Annotated in this window: 19 protein-coding genes; 9 read left to right on the plus strand and 10 right to left on the minus strand. The window is 41.9% G+C overall.

The window, feature by feature from the left end; all coding sequences use genetic code 11:
• Positions 1 to 88: 88 nt before the first annotated feature.
• Together trmL and ABE954_RS21465 are read left to right on the plus strand one after the other, a co-directional pair.
• A complete protein-coding gene (trmL, locus tag ABE954_RS21460; protein WP_042846710.1) occupies positions 89 to 592 on the plus strand; it encodes a tRNA (uridine(34)/cytosine(34)/5-carboxymethylaminomethyluridine(34)-2'-O)-methyltransferase TrmL in 504 nt (167 codons plus the stop codon).
• 119 nt (positions 593 to 711) lie between these two features.
• Complete coding sequence (locus tag ABE954_RS21465; RefSeq protein WP_166686663.1) at positions 712 to 882, plus strand: hypothetical protein; 171 nt, start codon at positions 712 to 714, stop codon at positions 880 to 882.
• A 44-nt stretch (positions 883 to 926) separates the two neighbouring features.
• On the opposite strand, the gene cysE is transcribed toward ABE954_RS21465, so the two are convergent.
• The 4 genes from cysE to ABE954_RS21485 form a co-directional block, all read right to left on the minus strand.
• Positions 927 to 1748, minus strand: coding sequence for a serine O-acetyltransferase (cysE, locus tag ABE954_RS21470; protein WP_042846713.1), 822 nt, complete (start codon positions 1746 to 1748; stop codon positions 927 to 929).
• A 65-nt stretch (positions 1749 to 1813) separates the two neighbouring features.
• Positions 1814 to 2842: an NAD(P)H-dependent glycerol-3-phosphate dehydrogenase gene (gpsA, locus tag ABE954_RS21475; RefSeq protein WP_042846714.1), complete on the minus strand. Its 1029-nt coding sequence runs from the start codon at positions 2840 to 2842 to the stop codon at positions 1814 to 1816.
• Entirely contained in the window at positions 2842 to 3318 is a 477-nt protein-coding gene (gene secB, locus ABE954_RS21480; protein ID WP_042846715.1) for a protein-export chaperone SecB, read from the minus strand. The genes gpsA and secB overlap by 1 nt, the downstream gene beginning before the upstream one ends.
• Positions 3319 to 3676: 358 nt before the next feature.
• The gene (locus ABE954_RS21485; RefSeq protein WP_042846716.1) at positions 3677 to 4114 is read right to left on the minus strand and encodes a rhodanese-like domain-containing protein; all 438 of its coding nucleotides are present in this window, start codon (positions 4112 to 4114) and stop codon (positions 3677 to 3679) included.
• 436 nt (positions 4115 to 4550) lie between these two features.
• Here ABE954_RS21485 and envC point away from each other — a divergent pair, with 436 nt between their 5' ends.
• Positions 4551 to 5840 carry a murein hydrolase activator EnvC gene (gene envC, locus ABE954_RS21490; protein ID WP_042846717.1) on the plus strand — a complete coding sequence of 430 codons (1290 nt, stop codon included), beginning with the start codon at positions 4551 to 4553 and terminating at the stop codon, positions 5838 to 5840.
• An 82-nt stretch (positions 5841 to 5922) separates the two neighbouring features.
• Entirely contained in the window at positions 5923 to 6888 is a 966-nt protein-coding gene (locus tag ABE954_RS21495; protein WP_226619028.1) for a divergent polysaccharide deacetylase family protein, read from the plus strand.
• 93 nt (positions 6889 to 6981) lie between these two features.
• Here the strand turns inward: ABE954_RS21495 and tdh are convergent, their stop codons facing one another.
• Together tdh and ABE954_RS21505 are read right to left on the minus strand one after the other, a co-directional pair.
• Entirely contained in the window at positions 6982 to 8007 is a 1026-nt protein-coding gene (gene tdh, locus ABE954_RS21500; RefSeq protein WP_042846719.1) for an L-threonine 3-dehydrogenase, read from the minus strand.
• Positions 8008 to 8018: 11 nt separating this feature from the next.
• On the minus strand, positions 8019 to 9215 hold the full coding sequence (locus ABE954_RS21505; RefSeq protein WP_371025681.1) for a glycine C-acetyltransferase: 1197 nt from the start codon (positions 9213 to 9215) through the stop codon (positions 8019 to 8021).
• 229 nt (positions 9216 to 9444) lie between these two features.
• On the opposite strand from ABE954_RS21505, the gene rfaD reads away from it, so the two are divergent.
• The 4 genes from rfaD to yibB all read left to right on the plus strand — a co-directional run bounded on the left by rfaD (position 9445) and on the right by yibB (position 13358).
• Positions 9445 to 10383, plus strand: coding sequence for an ADP-glyceromanno-heptose 6-epimerase (gene rfaD / locus ABE954_RS21510; protein WP_042846722.1), 939 nt, complete (start codon positions 9445 to 9447; stop codon positions 10381 to 10383).
• Positions 10384 to 10392: 9 nt separating this feature from the next.
• Entirely contained in the window at positions 10393 to 11439 is a 1047-nt protein-coding gene (gene rfaF / locus ABE954_RS21515) for an ADP-heptose--LPS heptosyltransferase RfaF (protein ID WP_166686666.1), read from the plus strand.
• Complete coding sequence (rfaC, locus tag ABE954_RS21520; RefSeq protein WP_166686667.1) at positions 11439 to 12401, plus strand: lipopolysaccharide heptosyltransferase RfaC; 963 nt, start codon at positions 11439 to 11441, stop codon at positions 12399 to 12401. Before rfaF ends, rfaC begins: the two co-directional genes overlap by 1 nt.
• 96 nt (positions 12402 to 12497) lie before the next feature.
• Positions 12498 to 13358, plus strand: coding sequence for a protein YibB (yibB, locus tag ABE954_RS21525; protein ID WP_166686668.1), 861 nt, complete (start codon positions 12498 to 12500; stop codon positions 13356 to 13358).
• A 50-nt stretch (positions 13359 to 13408) separates the two neighbouring features.
• Here yibB and ABE954_RS21530 read toward each other — a convergent pair whose 3' ends face one another.
• On the minus strand, positions 13409 to 14869 hold the full coding sequence (locus ABE954_RS21530; protein WP_129467275.1) for a glycosyltransferase family 39 protein: 1461 nt from the start codon (positions 14867 to 14869) through the stop codon (positions 13409 to 13411).
• A gap of 199 nt (positions 14870 to 15068) precedes the next feature.
• Positions 15069 to 16349: a lipid IV(A) 3-deoxy-D-manno-octulosonic acid transferase gene (waaA, locus tag ABE954_RS21535; RefSeq protein ID WP_371025682.1), complete on the minus strand. Its 1281-nt coding sequence runs from the start codon at positions 16347 to 16349 to the stop codon at positions 15069 to 15071.
• 202 nt (positions 16350 to 16551) lie between these two features.
• Here waaA and coaD point away from each other — a divergent pair, with 202 nt between their 5' ends.
• The gene (coaD, locus tag ABE954_RS21540; RefSeq protein ID WP_042846826.1) at positions 16552 to 17037 is read left to right on the plus strand and encodes a pantetheine-phosphate adenylyltransferase; all 486 of its coding nucleotides are present in this window, start codon (positions 16552 to 16554) and stop codon (positions 17035 to 17037) included.
• A 10-nt stretch (positions 17038 to 17047) separates the two neighbouring features.
• Here the strand turns inward: coaD and mutM are convergent, their stop codons facing one another.
• Together mutM and ABE954_RS21550 are read right to left on the minus strand one after the other, a co-directional pair.
• A complete protein-coding gene (gene mutM, locus ABE954_RS21545) occupies positions 17048 to 17857 on the minus strand; it encodes a bifunctional DNA-formamidopyrimidine glycosylase/DNA-(apurinic or apyrimidinic site) lyase (protein ID WP_240133601.1) in 810 nt (269 codons plus the stop codon).
• 21 nt (positions 17858 to 17878) lie between these two features.
• Positions 17879 to 19024: a glycosyltransferase gene (locus ABE954_RS21550; protein ID WP_226619026.1), complete on the minus strand. Its 1146-nt coding sequence runs from the start codon at positions 19022 to 19024 to the stop codon at positions 17879 to 17881.
• Between the last annotated feature and the right edge of the window lies 1 nt (position 19025).

Here is a 19025-nt window from a genome sequence, read left to right on the forward strand (position 1 = left end):
AAATAAAAGTTCCACATGAAAACAAACCCATTTGCGCGTAAACTCTACCCATCATTTATTTCATCATTACAAACATCAGCTTAACGTTATGCCACACATCGTCTTATTCGAACCAGAAATACCACCAAATACCGGCAACATCATTCGCCTTTGCGCTAATACCGGCTTTGATTTACACCTTATTCACCCATTAGGCTTTACTTGGGATGATAAGCGCCTACGCCGTGCAGGGTTGGATTACAGCGAGTTTGCTGATATCAAACATCACCATGATTATTACGCATTCTTAAAAAGTGAGGGGCTAAACCCCGATAATAACCAGTCAGAAAGTGGTGCTCGCGTCTTCGCCTTAACCACCAAAGGTAAACCCAGCCACAGTAATGTCAGTTACCAACAAAATGACTATTTGATGTTTGGCCCGGAAACACGCGGGTTGCCACCCTATGTTCTCGATAACATGCCAATGGAGCAAAAAATTCGTATTCCAATGCTAGCCGATAGCCGCAGTATGAATTTATCCAACTCCGTGGCGGTTGTGGTGTTTGAAGCATGGAGACAGCTGGGGTATGCAGGGGCGTTGCTAAAAGACTAGCCCCCCTAGCCATACTTCAAGCAGTATGGGTGTTGGCTTGACACCAATACCCAAGCAATGTACCGCTCGAATTATTTAGAGGGATAGGTGACTTTTCTGAACATAAGCGAGATATTTTAATGAAAGAGCCTTTTACTAAACAAACTGAGCAATCCACGAATACCCCATTAGGTCGTATCGATGAAACCACTTATTTATTACGTTCACCCGCTAATGTCGAACATTTAAATAAATCGATTACTCAGTTTAAAATGGGAAATGTATTTAAAAAATACACTGTTGAAGAATGACAACGATAGTGAGCAACTCACTACCTATTACGCCTTCCCGCAACTCAAATCCCATCACCATCTTCAAAACCATAAATACTGCCGTTAAAGTTTTGGTCCATTTCTAAGGACGGCATTTCGCTACTTGGCTTACCAACAACCTTCGCAGGGACCCCTGCAACGGTAGTATGTGGCGGAACAGGATGAAGAACAACCGAACCCGCACCAATTTTTGCGCCGCGACCAATTTCAATATTACCTAAAATTTTTGCCCCCGCGCCAATCATCACCCCTTCTCTGACTTTAGGATGACGGTCGCCACAGGTTTTCCCAGTACCGCCGAGGGTAACCGATTGCAAGATAGATACATCGTTTTCCACAATAGCCGTTTCACCAATTACAATGCCTGTTGCGTGGTCAAGCATAATACCGCAACCAATACGAGCTGCGGGATGAATATCGACACCAAATGAAACAGAAATTTGATTTTGCAGGTAAACCGCCAGCGCTTGGCGGCCTTCTTTCCACAACCAATTCCCGATGCGATAGGCTTGCAAGGCGTGGAAGCCTTTCAGGTACAATAATGGAGTGGAATATTTATCAACGGCAGGGTCACGTAGGCGAACCGCAGCTAAGTCCATTGCTGCGGAGAAAATCATGCCTTCGTCATTGCGATATGCTTCTTCAACGATTTCGCGGACTTCAAGAGCAGGCATGATAGGTGAACTGAGTTTATTCGCTAACATATAGCTAAGTGCGCTACCCAAGTTATCATGCTTTAATAATGTCGCGTTAAAAAAACTGGCTAAGAGTGGTTCGCAGTCAGCAAGCGACTTCGCTTCTTCTTTAATGAAGCCCCAAATTCTATCCAATTCTTCACGCGACATAATCACTCACCTATCTATTTTTATAATTACCCTATTATGTAACTTCTTAATGCGGTTAATTTTTATTAATCATGCAGTTTTGGCATATCAGCAATTTCATCTTTGGTCGCTCGCCCCAGTAATGCTTGCGCTGCCTCTAGTACATTTTTATGGCAATAGAGGATTTGATAGATTTGCTCTGTAATTGGCATTTCCACCCCTGCACGTTCAGCAAGAGCACGGACTTCTTTAGTATTCCGATAACCTTCAACCACTTGGCCAATCTCTTTTTCTGCCTGTTCAACCGTTATGCCATCGCCTAACATCATACCAAAACGGCGGTTACGAGACTGGTTATCAGTACAAGTTAACACTAAATCGCCAAGCCCTGCCATCCCCATAAAGGTTGAAGGGTCAGCACCGAGTGCTGCACCTAAGCGGCTCATTTCCGCAAGGCCGCGGGTGATCAAAGCAGTCCGTGCATTGGCACCAAAGCCCATGCCATCTGAAATACCCGCCCCGATAGCAATCACATTTTTGACTGCGCCACCAAGTTGCACCCCAACCATATCTGGGTTTTTATAAACCCGAAAGCTTTTACCACAATGGAAAAGTTGTTGTAGGTCATCACCAAATTGGCTATCACTTGCCGCCACCGATATTGCTGTTGGCAAGCCTGCTGCTAGCTCTTTTGCAAAGGTAGGCCCAGACAAAACTGCTAGAGGAATTTCATTGCCTAATACCTCACGTGCCACATCTTGTAACAAACGACCGGTATCCCTCTCTAAGCCTTTCGTCGCCCAAATAATGCGCGAATCTGCTCGTAAATAAGGTTGGATTTGTTTTAGTACATCACCAAAAACATGGCTAGGGACGACTATCAAGATATTCGAGCTCGCCTCAACGGCACGTTTTAAGTCCGTTTCGAGAGATAAACTATCAGGGAAAGAAACGCCAGGCAAAAAAGCCTGATTGCTACGATCTTGTTCTAATTGACGAATGTGTTTTGGGTCATGACCCCATAACACGACCTGATGTGCATTACGCGCCAACGTAATGGCTAAAGCGGTGCCGTACGAGCCGGCACCGATCACTGTCATTGAAGCAGTATCCATTAAGCGTCCTGTTGAGCTTCTGAGTTCTGCGCTTGTTCACCTTGTTGCTGCTGTAAGTAGTTCATGAACAGTGCATCAAAGTTAACTGGCGCTAAGTTCAATTGTGGGAATGTACCACGACCCACTAAGCTAGTAATCGCTTCACGTGCATATGGGAACAGGATATTCGGGCAGTATGCACCTAAGCAATGCGCCATTTGAGTCCCATCAATACCTTCGATAGAGAAAACGCCTGCTTGTTGAACTTCACACAGGAATGCGGTTTCTTCACCTAACGTTGCCGTGGTCGTGACACGTAAAACAACTTCATAAACGCCTTCTGACAGCTGATTTGAAGATGTATCTAAATCCAATTTAATTTCTGGCTGCCACTCTTGTTGAAAAATATGAGGCGCGTTAGGTGCTTCAAATGAAACGTCTTTTGCATAAATACGTTGAATTTGAAATACCATTTCTGAGTTGTTTTGTTCTGACATAGTTTAGTACCTTTTAACTTCCATATGAGTTTTCCCTGTTATTCTTCGAGTTACAGGGGTGTTCGCTGCATTGCGCTACCCAAGTCACATACTGATGTAGGCTGCTTGGATACCTTCATTTGCTGCCTGCCTGTAGCCCAAAATAACCCAAGGAAAGCCTTGTTTCTTAAGCCACAGAAGGTGTTCGCTGCATCGCGCTACCCAAGTCACATACTGATGTAGGCTCCTTGGATACCTTCACTTGCGCCTAACTGTAACCCAAATAATTGCATTTTGAGTTACAGAAGACTCTCTGCATTGCACTACCCAAGTTACATATTAATACATGCAACTCAAGATTAACTATTATATATGGTAACTACTTCTTACCACGAGCTAATGGAAGGTTTTCACCTGCCCAGCCAGCAATCCCTTCTTTTAGGACAAAAACTTTTTCAAAACCGTATTGCGCAAGTTGCTCAGCAGGTTTAGCTGATTCCATACCACTCGCAGAAACAATAATGACGGGTTTCTGTTTATGTTTTTCTAATTCGCCTAAATTGTTATCTTTAATTTCAGACGGTGTTAAGTTAATAGAATCAATTATATGCCCTTTGCGGAAATCGTCACGAGTACGTAAATCCACAACAACAGCCTCTTCTTTATTAATCAGTGTAATCGCCTGTGAACGAGCAATCACTTTCGTTTTAGAGAAAAGACCTTTAAAGGTCATTACGACCACAGCAACTAATAACGCTATCCAAACCAGACTCAATAACATGTTCCGGCTTACAAATTGCATGATTTCTTGGATCATGAGGGGCAATCACTCCCGTTAGTTAAAAACGAATATCAAAGGGTTCAGAGTATACCTTTGTGTTGAGCTAATTACAGCCAATTCACACAAACTACGGTGTTTTTTTTGCGGTAAAGCACGCAAAATGAATACCGAACCACTGGAAAATAACATTTGTATCGCGAAACTGTACGCTGACATTTTAACATAAACATGGCTAAACGGGTCTAAGTGATGGATTAAATAGGGGTTCAATAATAAAAAAATGATTGAATACTAGCTATACAAAATAAATCAGTGATAATAAAACTATATAATTTAACTTAATTAACCTTTATCTCAGGGCAAAAATCCGAATTTGTAAATGTTTTCAATACTATTTGTTAGAGAGTGCTGGAAACCATAACTTGCAGATGAAATAATCAGTTATCGTACTTAATTGAGGTGAACTATCACAATGGCCAATATACATCATCGAATGAAAGCATCATTTCTTCGTCAGGCTATTACTGCTCTATTGGGTTTAGGGCTGTTTACTCTCATCCCTACCCACACCGTATTTGCCAATCAGATCACCGAAAATAAAGGGCAATTACACGATTTACTGAAAAATATTGCCGAAAAAGAAAAAAGTGTTAAAGAACAGCAAGCTAAGCGCTCGGCACTGCTTAATCAACTCAAGCAGCAAGAACAAAGTATTTCGGCTGCTGGCCGTAGTTTGCATGAAACACAAAACCAATTAAAACAATTAGATAAAGAAATAGTTTCATTAAATAATAATATAAAACAACTCCAAATAAAGAAACAACAGCAAGAAAAACTGCTGGCGGACCAACTTGATGCAGCCTTTCGCTTAGGGAAGCATCAAGGGCTTACCTTAATGTTTAAAGGTGAAGAAGGTCAGCGTGAAGAGCGCATTTTAGCCTATTACAGTTATTTAAATCAGGCTCGTGAAAAAAACATTGCCGCACTGGAAGAAACAACTCAAACGCTACAAGAACAAAAGCAACTGGAACAGAAAAAACAAGCGGAACAAAAAACAACTCTTGCGCGTCAACAGCAAGAAAAGCGCAAACTCGATAATGCCCGAGCTTCGCGCCAAAAAACATTAAATGCGCTCGAAAGCACATTAAAAGAGGACCAAAAGAACCTTGCGGTTCTAAAACAAAACGAAGCAAGGCTACGAGACAAAATTGCACGTGCTGAGCGGGAAGCAAAAGCAAGAGCTGAGCGAGAAGCCCGTGAAGCTGCTCGTATCCGTGCACAAGTAGCAGAAAAAGAACGCCAAGCAAAACAAAAAGGTTCAACTTATAAACCGTCAGAAAGTGAACGCTCACTTATGTCTCGAACAGGTGGATTAGGGCGCCCTGCTGGGCAAGCAATTTGGCCAGTTCGCGGTTCATTACTGCATAACTATGGTGATGTTATCTCTAGTGAATTACGCTGGAAAGGTATGGTTATTGCGGCAAATGAAGGCACGCAAGTAAAAGCCATTGCAGATGGCAGAGTGTTACTGGCCGACTGGCTACAAGGTTATGGGCTGGTTGTGGTCGTTGAACATGGTAAAGGTGATATGAGCCTTTATGGATATAACCAAAGCGCATTAGTGAATGTTGGCCAAGAAGTTCGAGCGGGTCAGCCTATTGCCTTAGTCGGTAGTAGTGGTGGCCAAGAACGCCCTGCTTTGTACTTTGAAATCCGTAGACAAGGTAAAACCGTAAACCCTCGACCTTGGTTGGGCCGATAGCAAAACGTTAAATTTAAAAGATTAGGATAAAATTATGTTGAAGTACTTACCCTTTAGATTACTCATTGGATGTTCTTTGTTAATGGTGTGTCTACAGGTGAGTGCTGCAAAACTGGCTATCGTTATTGATGACTTTGGTTACCGAGTCAAAGAAGATAACCAAATTTTAGCGTTACCAGCCGCGGTCACTATTGCTATCTTACCAAGCTCTCCACACGGTCGTGAAGTGGCAGAAAAGGCCCATCAGCAAGGGCGGGATATTTTAATCCACATGCCAATGAAGCCATTGAGTAACCAGCCCTTAGAAAAAGATACATTATCCCCCTCAATGAGTGCAGAGGATATTGACCAACTCATTAAGAATGCGATTAAACGGGTACCCTATGCAAAAGGTATGAATAATCATATGGGTAGCGAGATGACATCGAGCTTACCGGGGATGCGTAATGTCATGCACAGCCTGTCACAATCGAATTTATTTTTCTTAGATAGTGTCACCATTGGTAATACACAAGTGAAAAATGCGGCGAAAGAATACGGTGTGCCAACCTTACGCCGCCATATTTTTATCGATAACCACCAATCGGAAGAAGAAACCCGCGGTCAACTTAACAAAGCCGTTGCCTATGCACGTAAACATGGCAGTGCCGTTGCGATTGGCCACCCTCACCCATCCACAGTACGTGCTTTGCAAAAGTACCTTCCACAGCTCCCTGCGGATATTGAACTTGTTGCGGTTAGTTCGCTGCTTAGCCCACAACCAGCCGATAAACAACCTGCAAAATCACTCAGAATGCTATCGGAAGAAGCGAAGCAACCACAAAATAGTGAATCTTCCACTCCGCCATCCGCAACACCGGAAGAAGAAGTACAGGTACAACCCGAGCCCGAACAAGAGGTGACAACGGTTGAAGCTCCCCCCGCAGAATTAGGTCTTTGCGAGTTTGAAACACCAAAGAATAAACTACAAGGAATTGATTTTATTATGTTTGTAGTTGAAGGGATTTATCACGACAAGGCCTTACAACCTCTTTTATTAAAAGACTAAACAACCCAAGTCATAAGCTATTCAACAGGTGGTAGTCCCCTTCTGGCGTGGAAATAATGCAGAAGGGGGAAAAGGGACATTACGTTATAAAAGTTAATCCCAATTTAATATAACTTTACCAGACTGCCCTGAGCACATGATATCAAAGCCTTTTTGGAACTCATCAATCGGAAATTGGTGAGTAATAATCGGTGATAAGTCTAACCCTGATTGTACTAGGGTCGCCATTTTGTACCATGTTTCGAACATTTCCCGGCCATAGATCCCTTTAATAAACAGCCCCTTGAATATGACTTGGCTCCAATCCGTCGCCATCGAAGCTGGGGGGATCCCTAATAATGCAATTCGCCCACCGTGGTTCATGGTATCTAACATGGTTTGAAAAGCGGCTGGGGCGCCTGAAACCTCTAATGCGACATCAAAGCCTTCTTTCATACCAAGTTCGTTCATTACATCTTTTAAATTTTCACGACTGACATTGACCGCTCGTGACACCCCCATTTTTTTCGCTAATTCAAGACGATAGTCATTAACATCTGTGATCACAACATGGCGGGCACCAACGTGTCGGCAAACTGCGGCAGCCATAATACCGATAGGGCCTGCGCCTGAAACCAGAACATCTTCCCCAACCAAATCAAAGGATAGTGCGGTATGAACTGCGTTGCCAAAAGGGTCAAAAATAGCGGCAATTTCATCAGGGATATTATCGGGAATTTTAAAGGCATTGAATGCGGGGATAACTAGGTATTCAGCAAAGCAGCCAGTACGGTTGACCCCCACGCCTATAGTATTACGGCAAAGATGGGTACGGCCACCACGACAGTTTCGGCAATGACCACAGGTAATATGCCCCTCACCAGAGACCCGGTCACCAATATTAAAACCTTTCACTTCCTGCCCAATGGCAACAATTTCCCCTATATATTCATGACCGACCACCATAGGGACAGGGATCGTTTTTTGCGACCATTCATCCCAGTTATAGATATGGACATCCGTACCACAAATAGCGGTTTTACGAATTTTTATCATCACATCATTGTGCCCGAGTTCCGGTTTAGGAACATCTGTCATCCATATACCTGGCTCTGCTTTTAATTTGGACAGTGCTTTCATAGACGGCCTTATTATTTGATTATGTTTAGTTTTTTACCTATGCGGGTGAATGCTTCAACGGCGTGTAAAATATCCTCCTTACTATGTGCTGCAGACATTTGGGTACGTATCCTAGCTTGGCCTTGCGGCACAACAGGATAGAAAAAGCCGGTAACATAAATACCTTCACTAAGAAGCTCTTTGGCGAATACTTGGGCTAACTTCGCATCCCCTAACATAACGGGGATAATTGCGTGATCAGTCCCCGCGAGCGTAAAACCAGCCAATGTCATTTTCTCCCTAAATAACATGGCGTTATTCCATAACTTCTCACGTAAATGTTGCCCTTCACTCATCATATCGATGACTTTAATGGATGCAGCAACAATGGCTGGCGCAAGGGAATTGGAAAATAAATACGGGCGAGAACGCTGACGTAACCATTCAACGACCTCTTTTCTCGCAGCGGTATACCCACCAGAGGCTCCCCCCAGTGCTTTTCCTAATGTTCCTGTAATAATATCGACGCGCCCCATGACATTGCAGTACTCATGGCTACCACGGCCATTTTCCCCCACAAAGCCAACTGCGTGAGAATCATCAACCATGACTAAAGCTTGATATTCATCAGCAAGGTCGCAAATTGACTGAAGGTCAGCGATGACACCGTCCATCGAAAATACGCCATCTGTGGCAATTAGAATATGCCGAGCCCCCGCGCTTTTCGCTTCTTCAAGACGTGTTTTTAACTCGGCCATGTTGTTATTACTATAACGGTAACGTTTTGCTTTACTTAGCCTGACACCATCAATAATTGAAGCATGATTTAATGCATCTGAAATAATTGCATCTTCAGGCCCTAGTAATGTTTCAAATAACCCACCGTTTGCGTCAAAACAAGAAGAATACAAAATAGCATCTTCCATACCAAGAAAGTCAGCGAGCTTATGTTCGAGAACCTTATGGCTGTCTTGGGTACCACAAATAAACCGTACAGAAGCCATTCCAAAACCATGGCTATCCATTCCTTGCTTTGCCGCCTCAATCAATGCAGGATGGTTCGCCAGCCCAAGGTAGTTATTTGCGCAAAAGTTAATCACTCGCTGGCCACCGATAATTTCAATGTCAGCATCTTGTGAAGTGGTAATGATGCGTTCATTTTTAAATAACCCATCCGCTTCAATTTGCACCAATTGGTCTTGGATCTGCTGGTAAAATTTATCTGACATGATTTGTTCCTGTATAATGACTATTAATAGAGTTTAATAATAGTCTCTGTTGGTAGCGACATTCACAGCACAAATAAGTGAAGTTTGTAGGCAAGATCACGATAATGGCCTTGTTCTGATTAACACACTAGTTCAAATCTCTATTAACAATACTGCTGTCAATGGAAAGAGGTGTTATTATAGTCACCCATTGTTATTCTATTTTTTTAACCCATTTGAGGTATATCCAATGATCATAGTCACTGGTGGAGCTGGCTTTATTGGCAGCAATATTATTAGAGCTCTAAACGCAATTGGCCGCACAGATATCCTAGTAGTCGATAATCTGAAAGATGGCACTAAATTTGCCAACCTTGTTGACCTTGATATTGCCGATTACGCAGACAAAGAAGATTTTATTGTTAGTATCATTGCCGGTGATGATTTCGGTGATGTAGACGCGGTATTCCATGAAGGTGCTTGCTCATCAACCACTGAGTGGGATGGCAAATATATGATGGATAATAACTATCAATATTCTAAAGAGTTACTACACTACTGTTTAGAGCGGGAAATTCCCTTCTTATACGCCTCATCAGCGGCGACATATGGCGGCCGTAGCGATAATTTTATCGAAGAGCGCCAATTTGAAAAACCGTTGAATGTATATGGCTATTCAAAATTCCAGTTTGACCAATACGTTCGCGAAATTTTGCCTGAAGCGGGTTCGCAAGTCTGTGGCTTCCGTTATTTCAACGTCTATGGGCCAAATGAAAACCATAAAGGCAGCATGGCAAGCGTTGCTTATCACCTAAATAAGCAAATTAATGAAGGGCAAAGTCCAAAACTGTTCGAAGGTAGCGATGGTTTCCGTCGTGACTTTATTTATGTCGGTGATGTAGCCGCGGTTAACTTGTGGTTCTGGGAAAATAATGTTTCAGGTATTTTTAACTGCGGTACAGGGCGAGCGGAATCTTTCCAAGCCGTTGCTGATGCAGTCACTGAATTCCACAAAGATAAAAATGTCGCTATCGAATATATTGAATTCCCTGAAAAATTAAAAGGCCGCTACCAAAGCTTCACACAAGCTGACCTCACTAAGCTACGTGCCGCCGGCTATACTGCACCATTTAAGACGGTTGCAGAAGGTGTTGCTGAATATATGCAATGGCTAAATAAAGACGCGTAATTATTATTTATGAAAATATTGGTGATCGGCCCTTCTTGGGTAGGGGATATGATGATGTCACAGAGCCTTTATCGCACAATAAAGGCGTTACAGCCCCATGCGCAGATTGATGTGATGGCGCCACAATGGTGTCGCCCTTTACTTGCCAAAATGCCCGAAGTCAGTAACGCAATTCCTATGCCGCTAGGCCATGGGGCACTTGAAATTGGTGAACGTCGTCGATTAGGCAAAAGTTTGCAAGCAAATGGCTATGATCAAGCTATTGTGTTACCCAATTCTTTGAAGTCTGCATTTGTGCCTTTCTTTGCAAGAATCCCCAAAAGAACCGGGTGGCGGGGAGAAATGCGCTATGGCCTACTCAATGATATTCGCCCACTAAATAAAGACGCTTTTCCTTTAATGGTGCAGCGATATGTTGCTCTAGCTTATGATAAGCAAACTATTCAATCAGCTTCCGATATTCCGGCACCAATTTTACCGCCTAAACTGGTGACTGTGCCGCAAGAAGTCACTGAAACCCTGCAAACTTTTGGGGTTGATGGTTCTCGCCCTATTATTGGTTTTTGCCCTGGTGCAGAGTTCGGGCCAGCCAAACGTTGGCCACACTATCACTACGCTTCTCTCGCTCAAACATTAATTAGCGAAAAAGGCTATCAGGTGCTGCTATTTGGTTCACAAAAAGACCACGAAGCCGGTGAAGCCATTCGTTTAGAGCTGACTGATGATGCGAAATTACATTGCCATAATTTTTCAGGAAAAACATCTTTAGAACAAGCTGTGAATCTGATCGATGCCTGTACTGCCGTTGTCAGTAATGACTCTGGTTTGATGCATGTCGCAGCAGCGCTAGGTAAACCTCTTGTCGCCTTATATGGCCCAAGTAGCCCTGATTTCACCCCGCCATTATCAGATAAAGCAGAAGTGATCCGCCTAATTACGGGGTATCACAAAGTGCGTAAAGGTGACGGTGAAAGTGGTTATCACCAAAGTTTGATTGATATCCAACCTCAATTAGTTATCGATGCGTTAGCTCGGTTAAATATAGGTATTGAATAATGAGAGTATTATTAGTCAAGACATCTTCAATGGGAGATGTTTTACACTCATTACCAGCACTGACAGATGCACAACAAGCCATACCCGGTATCCAATTTGATTGGGTCGTTGAGGAAGGCTTCGCGCAAATTCCGACATGGCACAGTGCCGTTAACCAAGTGATCCCTGTGGCCATTCGCCGCTGGCGAAAAAATTGGTTTTCTGCACCGATCAGGGCCGAACGCGCAGAATTTCGCAAGAAATTACAAGCAACACAGTATGACGCCATCATTGATGCTCAAGGGTTATTAAAGAGCGCTTTTCTTGTCACCCGTTTAGCAAAGGGTGACAAACATGGGTACGACCGCCATAGTATTCGCGAGCCGTTAGCCAGTTGGTTCTATGACCACCGTTATGCAATTAGTAAACAACAACATGCTGTCGAACGCATCCGCCAACTGTTTGCCAAAAGCCTTAATTATGATTGCCCAACACAGCAAGGGGATTACGCCATTGCACGCCATTTTTTACAATCATCTGAAGATGGGCAAAGCCCTTACGTCGTCTTTTTGCATTCAACAACCCGCGATGATAAACACTGGCCAGAAGAAAACTGGCGAGAACTCATTAGCTTAATGGCGAATAGTGGTATTCAAATTAAACTGCCGTGGGGTGCGCCTCATGAGCAACAACGTGCAGAGCGGTTAGCGAAAGGCTTTGATTTTGTCGAGGTATTACCAAAACTGACTTTAGCTGAGGTTGCACAACAAATTGCTAATGCTAAAGCAGTGGTTTCTGTCGATACTGGGCTTAGCCATTTGACTGCTGCGCTTGATAAACCCAATTTCACCCTGTTTGGGCCCACTGACCCAGGGTTGATTGGGGGATATGGGCAAGGGCAGCATACGATTAAATCTCCGAATAACCATATTGAGGATATAAATGCTATCTACACTTATGAACAGTTGAAACATTTTCTATAGAAAGGTATCTTAGCTACTCAAGCCTTTTAATCTTTTTACCGCATCATTTACGTAGGCAATCTTTTTTCGTCTACTCAATACCAGACATTAATTATAATGAATAATTCAATTACAATCATAACGGCATTTTTTGACATCGGTAGAGGAAATTGGAATGCCAAGAGTGGTCGCTCCGATAGATTAGAAAGAACCGCAGATACTTACTTTGAACACTTTCAACGATTGGCTAAACTTGATAATAAAATCATTGTTTTTACCTCCCCAGATTTAAAAGATAAAGTCCTTAAACTTAGAGAGGGTAAACCTACTCATATAATTACTATTAATCTACATCAAAAATTTAAATATATAATAGAAAAAATATCTTCTATTCAGCACAGTTATTCATTTAAAAGTCTTATAAAGATAGAACAATTACAAAATCCTGAATATTGGTCTGCCGAATATGTATTAATTAACAATTTGAAACCTTATTTTATTCATAAAGCCATTAAGTCCGGACTCTCGGGCCAGGAACTCATTGCATGGGTCGATTTTGGTTACATCCGTAGAGAAAAAACACGATATGGATTAGTTAAGTGGGCTCATCCATTTGATCGTAGTAAAGTTCATCTTTTTTCTATAAAAAAAGATTTGGATTTGCAAAATGAACAAGCTGTAATGGACAAAGTCATCAACAATGAAACCTATATTATTGGTGGTGTGATTGTTGCCACCAAAGAAAAGTGGATTGAATTTTACCAGCTTGTTTTTCAAATACAGAAAAAATTAATACAATCTGGTGTTATTGATGATGACCAAGGCGTGTTTTTAATTTGTGCTAGTCAAAAACCTAGTTTATTTAAATTAAACTATCTCGGTCATATGGAGTGGTTTAAAGTATTTAGATTATTTAATAAAGGCTCAAAAGTTAATTACTTAACACGCCTAGAGATCTTACTAAGAAGAATTAAATAATATATTATTTAATTCAAAAAACCACCTTGTCTCTACAAGGCGGGTTTCATCTATTTCTCCGGCGCAATAAACCCAAAGCACATGGTTTCAGGTGCGGCATCCGGTTCAGAACGGTAAATCACATCTTCTTTTTCTATCGTAAATTGCGGCCAAAACTTACGTACTTTAGCAAAATTCTCATGGGCACAATCATCATATTTTTTGCCGAGTAGCAATGCACCATGCTGGCGAATTTCCGCTTCGGTAATATCACGATTATATACATTTGGTGGCATATGTTTTTCCATCGACCAAGGTTGGATCACATGCGGCCTATCTTTTGCGTAAATGATAAACCATTGATACTGGTTATCTTCCCCACCAACATATTTAACTGGCGTACCATATCGCTGATACCAACGTTGCTCACCTTCTGCAATCAGGTCTTTGACACCAATAAATTTTTGCCCTGCTCCACGGATGTTTGCCGCTTGCACCGTGATATACCCGACTAACACTAAAGCACCAAAAACGGCAAAGCCCACTAATGATTTTTTAAAGGGTTTTTTCGGCAGCACCGTGATCGAACCAACAAATAACGGTGCGCAAACGGCCATAAATGGTTGTAACCATTCGGTGATCCGACCGCCATCATGGAATGAAAACCAGCCATAAATCACAATAAGTGGAAATAAGATAATAAAATTAGCCATTCTATTGGCAATAGGTTTCGGCCAGCCTAACTTACCGCCACCACGATAAACGATCACAGCAGCAATGATTAGTGGGTAAAAAACACTAAGCGCAGCTTGAGTTGTATGCAAATTAAAACCAGGGTCAATTTGCGAATCAACCCATTTAAACGCAGAAAAATCACTCGCCATTAACCAAAAGAAATTCGGTAATACCAGCCCAAACCAAAGGGCAATTGCGAGATAAAAAACGGGGTGGCGATAACTTTGGCGAACCTGCTTTACAAATAGTGTTAACAAGAAAACAGAGCCAACTAAAGCTAAAGTTGAGTATTTCCCCATCGTGGCCAACCCTGCAAACAAGGCAAAAGGTAGCCACCATGCAGGGTTGTCATCTACAGCGCGTAGAAAGAAGTAAATAGTCCATGGCCATAAAGTCACTAAAATATAGTTATCATTATATGGAATGATATCGAAATTAATTACACCTGATAAATTTAACATCAGCATCGCAAACCAAGCTAGGTCACGACGCCCTGTTAAATGAAAAGCGAGTTTCCACACACCAAGCAAACCAAATGCAATACCCGCAAAATGGATAAAATACCAATAGAAGCTATATGATATCCCTAAATAAATTGCAGGCCACATCAATACCCCAACAAACCATGGGTTTTTAGGGGAGCCCCATTCGCCATTCATTCCCCAATTCACTGCTTCTACAGTGTCATAAGGTACCGTTGGGTCAAAATAGAAACTCGCTAAGATCCAAGCGATAGCGTAGCCTATAACCCATAGATAGACATATTTATTTGATATTGATTGATTGATAGCAGGCATATAGTCTTAAAAGATAAGAAAAAATTTCAACATTCCATTTGGGTGCGACTTCAAGTGCAATAAACCAAACTAGAACGGCTCAATAATAAACGGTGCAGTCTACTATAGTTTAGGAATAATACTAAGGTATGCCATGAAATATTCACAGTTTATTGCTGTAATGTTCAAGTTTCTACTCGAGAAAAGACTTTATTGACGACTATTGTTCTTTCGGAGGCAAATAAGGTTGCAGTAATTTCAAGAGGCGCTGTAAGGCCCCTTGATTTTCATGCAGCACTTCTGCAGCATGTCGACCATAATATAACCGGTAATCTTCATCAGAAAGCAAACTGGTCACTGCTTGAACCATCGATTCACTATCTGTTACCGTAATTAAACCATCTGCTTGTTTTAATTTCCCACAGATATCTTTGAAATTGAACGTATGAGGCCCCATTAAAACAGGTAAAGCATGAGCAGCGGCTTCAAGAGGGTTATGCCCCCCTGTTTCAACTAAACTTCCCCCGACAAATGCAATATCTGCAATACCGTATAGCAGCATTAACTCCCCCATCGTATCGCCAATAACCACTTGTATATCAGATGTTGGGACAGTATTGGCACTACGGCGAATAAATGTTAAACCTGCTTTTTGAGTGAGTTCCTCTGCTTTGGCAAAACGTTCAGGATGACGAGGAACCAAAATTAATAGTAAGTCAGGAAAGCGAGCTAACAATTTTTGATGTGTTTCTAATACAATTGCTTCTTCACCTTCGTGTGTACTCGTAGCAATCCAAACAGGGCGGTGAGCAGCCCATTGCCTACGCAATGTTATTGCCCTAACAGCCAATTCAGGTGTCACAGAAATATCGAACTTTAAGCTCCCCGTCACATTCAGTTGCATTCGCCTTAACCCAAGTTGAACAAAGCGCTCGCCATCCTCCTGGTGCTGGGAAGCAACTATCGTGACATTACGCAGCATCCGTTTTACAAAATTGCCGAGTTTTTGATACCCCCGAGCGGAACGCTCAGATAACCGTGCATTGGCAATAACCAAAGGAATTTTACGTTTATGGAGCTGATTTATCATGTTTGGCCATAACTCAGTTTCCATGATAATCACAAGTTTAGGGTCTACTTGTTTAAGAAAACGGCGCATTGAACCGGGAAGGTCATAAGGCAAGTAAACGTGGTCAACATCATCACCAAAAGCAGAAAGTACACGCTCAGAGCCAGTTGGCGTCATCGTCGTCACAGTAATTGGTAATGAGGGATAGTGATGGCGAAGTGCGCGAACAAGAGGAACCGCCGCGAGAGTCTCCCCAACAGAGACTGAATGGAGCAAAATACCTTGAGGCCTTACTTTCCCCGCGCAAAAACCATAGCGCTCGCCCCACCGTTTACGATACGCAGGCGCTTTACGGCTGCGCAGCAATAGGCGAACCCATATAAATGGCTGGATAAGATAAAGAAGTACCTGATATAAACGCAGCAATAACATTCGTTCTGATTCACTTACCAAAATTGGCGCTATCTTAGCATAAAGCTCAAATAAAAGTGTGCAGAATATGCACCTAAAAATGATAACAGACCACTATCTACAGTTGCAACCATGCCAGATAGCCGATAATGTTAATTACTATCAACGCTTATTCATGCTGTTTTTTAGAATAAGTAATAGCAAACAAAGAGATACTATCGCCATGAAACACAAGGCTATTTACCCTGGTACGTTTGACCCGGTTACATCTGGACATGTTGATATTGTTACTCGTGCAGCAGCAATGTTTGACCATGTCCTACTCGCTATTGCTAATAGCCAACGAAAGAACCCAATGTTCTCACTTGATGAACGTGTTGCTCTTGCTAAAGAAGTCACTTCTCATCTTAATAATGTAGAAGTCGTTGGTTTTTCTGAACTAATGGCAAATTTTGCACAAAAGAATGGGGCCAATATTCTTATTCGAGGTGTTCGCTCGGTCGCCGATTTTGAGTATGAGTGGCAACTGGCAAATATGAACCGCCACTTTGTGCCGGATTTAGAAACCGTATTTTTATTACCATCACAAAGTTTATCCTTTGTTTCTTCATCTTTAATAAAGGATGTTGCACTTCATGATGGTGATATTTCTTCTTTCTTGCCCCCAGTCGTTGCTGAGGCAATGTTAAAGAAGCTCAATAAAAAATAGTAAGTACCTACTACTTTTGGCATTGCGGGCAAAAAAAGGTGCTACGTTGGCCCTGTTTAATACTTTCAATTGGTGTTCCACACATTGAACAGGGTTCGCCTTTTTTGCCATACACGAACAGCTCTTGAGCAAAGTAGCCCGGCTTACCATCCGATTGCAAAAAATCTTTCAACGTTGTGCCACCTTGTTCGATAGAGCGCTGTAAAACTTTTTTAATTTGTTGAACTAATTCAGCAACCTCTTCCAAAGTTAGTGTATTGGTAATTTTTTCGGGTGAAATTTTTGCCGCAAATAAGGCTTCATTAGCATAAATATTACCAACACCAACTACAACTTTGTTATCCATTAACCAAGGCTTGATAGCAACTTTCTTTTTTTGAGCTAATTCATAAAGATAGTGAGGATTAAAAGCATCAGATAGCGGTTCAGGGCCTAAATGCGCAAGTACAGAGCTGGTTTCTAAGTCATCACACCAAAGCCAAGCGCCGAAACGCCGAGGGTCGGTATAGCGAAGTACTTTGCCATCACGCATAATGAGGTCTACATGGTCATGTTTTTCTTCAGGTAATTCTTCCGTTAAAATTCGGACACTACCAGACATACCAAGATGTACAATAATCCACCCTGTTTGCAATTCAATCAGCAAATATTTTGCACGGCGTTGAACACTCAAAACCGCTTGATCTGATAAACTTTTAATTTGTTCACTAACTGGCCAACGTAAACGACCGTTACGTACAATGGCATAAGATATTGTATTACCAACCAAATGGGGTTCGATACCACGACGGCTTGTTTCGACTTCTGGTAGTTCTGGCATATATAAACTCGCATTTCTCGATTAGGGATACCATTTCGCAATTACCCTCATGAACTCATCTCTAACAATTTCCCAAGTGAAATTATCATAAGCATATTTTTTAGCATGATAGGCTATTTCTTGGCTATTTGGGTGATTTAACGCGCTAATAATATCCTCCGCCATACTCAAAGGCGAAAGCGGCTCCCTGAAAATAAACCCAGTTTCATTATGGGAAATAAACTCTACCATTGCTCCTCGCTGGCTCGCTATCACAGGGCGACCCGAAGCCATCGCCTCTAATGCAACCATACAAAATGGCTCTGGAGCGATGGAAGGTACAGCAATCAAATCTGCAAGAGAATAATAGTGCCGAATTTTTTCAGGATGAACACCACCTAAGAAAATGCACTGCTCACCCAAATTTTTTGCATAATCTTTTACTTCGTCTTGATATTGCGCTAGTTCACCTTTTAATGCAGCATTTGGGTCACCTACAATGACGAGCTTATGACGAGGGTCTTCTTTAAAGAAAGTCTCGCACGCCTGCATTAATTCAAGTAACCCTTTATCTCTAGCGATCCGGCCAGCGAATAAAACTATTTTATCTTCTGCTGTTAGCCCAAAATCCTCACGCTTGACCTCAGGTGGCTGAGCATAAATTTCACCATCAAACCCATTACGAACAACTTCAATAAGCGCATTTGGTAAACGTTCTCTGTACCAATTTTTCATAAAATGGCTTGGCACAATGATTTTTATATCTTCAGGGACATCTTTAGGCTCGTACAAATTATGCATGTGTAACACAACATTATTATGTCCTTCTTTCTTAATTATTTTTTTGAAGGATTTAATATGATTGTGAACAAAAATAACACTTTCATTTGGATTTGGCGAAAATTGATGTTTAATTTTGACTATCCTATCGGCATAAGAATATGGGTCTAACCTTGTCCATTTCTTAAATAGTCTTGTATACACTTTTCCAAACCTAATACGCTCAATTTCACAATACTCATTAACAACAGAATGAGCGGTATAACCATCATTTCGTATACAAACGATTCGGTTTTCAATGTCTAATCGTTTAGCGACATTGTACATCCACGATTCAATTGCAGCCGCACTTTTAGGGGGTATAGAAAATATAGGTGAAACTGTTAAGACAATCTTATTAACCATCATA

Source organism: Providencia sp. TYF-12, from assembly GCF_041344805.1.
Classification (GTDB): Bacteria; Pseudomonadota; Gammaproteobacteria; order Enterobacterales; family Enterobacteriaceae; genus Providencia; species Providencia huashanensis.

Excerpts from the sequence above, each read along its gene's own strand:
- trmL (WP_042846710.1), top strand. The coding sequence starts at position 89 with ATGCCACACATCGTCTTATTCGAACCAGAAATACCACCAAATACCGGC.
- ABE954_RS21465 (WP_166686663.1), top strand. The coding sequence starts at position 712 with ATGAAAGAGCCTTTTACTAAACAAACTGAGCAATCCACGAATACCCCA.
- cysE (WP_042846713.1), bottom strand. The coding sequence starts at position 1,748 with ATGTCGCGTGAAGAATTGGATAGAATTTGGGGCTTCATTAAAGAAGAA.
- gpsA (WP_042846714.1), bottom strand. The coding sequence starts at position 2,842 with ATGGATACTGCTTCAATGACAGTGATCGGTGCCGGCTCGTACGGCACC.
- secB (WP_042846715.1), bottom strand. The coding sequence starts at position 3,318 with ATGTCAGAACAAAACAACTCAGAAATGGTATTTCAAATTCAACGTATT.
- ABE954_RS21485 (WP_042846716.1), bottom strand. The coding sequence starts at position 4,114 with ATGATCCAAGAAATCATGCAATTTGTAAGCCGGAACATGTTATTGAGT.
- envC (WP_042846717.1), top strand. The coding sequence starts at position 4,551 with ATGGCCAATATACATCATCGAATGAAAGCATCATTTCTTCGTCAGGCT.
- ABE954_RS21495 (WP_226619028.1), top strand. The coding sequence starts at position 5,923 with ATGGTGTGTCTACAGGTGAGTGCTGCAAAACTGGCTATCGTTATTGAT.
- tdh (WP_042846719.1), bottom strand. The coding sequence starts at position 8,007 with ATGAAAGCACTGTCCAAATTAAAAGCAGAGCCAGGTATATGGATGACA.
- ABE954_RS21505 (WP_371025681.1), bottom strand. The coding sequence starts at position 9,215 with ATGTCAGATAAATTTTACCAGCAGATCCAAGACCAATTGGTGCAAATT.
- rfaD (WP_042846722.1), top strand. The coding sequence starts at position 9,445 with ATGATCATAGTCACTGGTGGAGCTGGCTTTATTGGCAGCAATATTATT.
- rfaF (WP_166686666.1), top strand. The coding sequence starts at position 10,393 with ATGAAAATATTGGTGATCGGCCCTTCTTGGGTAGGGGATATGATGATG.
- rfaC (WP_166686667.1), top strand. The coding sequence starts at position 11,439 with ATGAGAGTATTATTAGTCAAGACATCTTCAATGGGAGATGTTTTACAC.
- yibB (WP_166686668.1), top strand. The coding sequence starts at position 12,498 with ATGAATAATTCAATTACAATCATAACGGCATTTTTTGACATCGGTAGA.
- ABE954_RS21530 (WP_129467275.1), bottom strand. The coding sequence starts at position 14,869 with ATGCCTGCTATCAATCAATCAATATCAAATAAATATGTCTATCTATGG.
- waaA (WP_371025682.1), bottom strand. The coding sequence starts at position 16,349 with ATGTTATTGCTGCGTTTATATCAGGTACTTCTTTATCTTATCCAGCCA.
- coaD (WP_042846826.1), top strand. The coding sequence starts at position 16,552 with ATGAAACACAAGGCTATTTACCCTGGTACGTTTGACCCGGTTACATCT.
- mutM (WP_240133601.1), bottom strand. The coding sequence starts at position 17,857 with ATGCCAGAACTACCAGAAGTCGAAACAAGCCGTCGTGGTATCGAACCC.
- ABE954_RS21550 (WP_226619026.1), bottom strand. The coding sequence starts at position 19,024 with ATGATGGTTAATAAGATTGTCTTAACAGTTTCACCTATATTTTCTATA.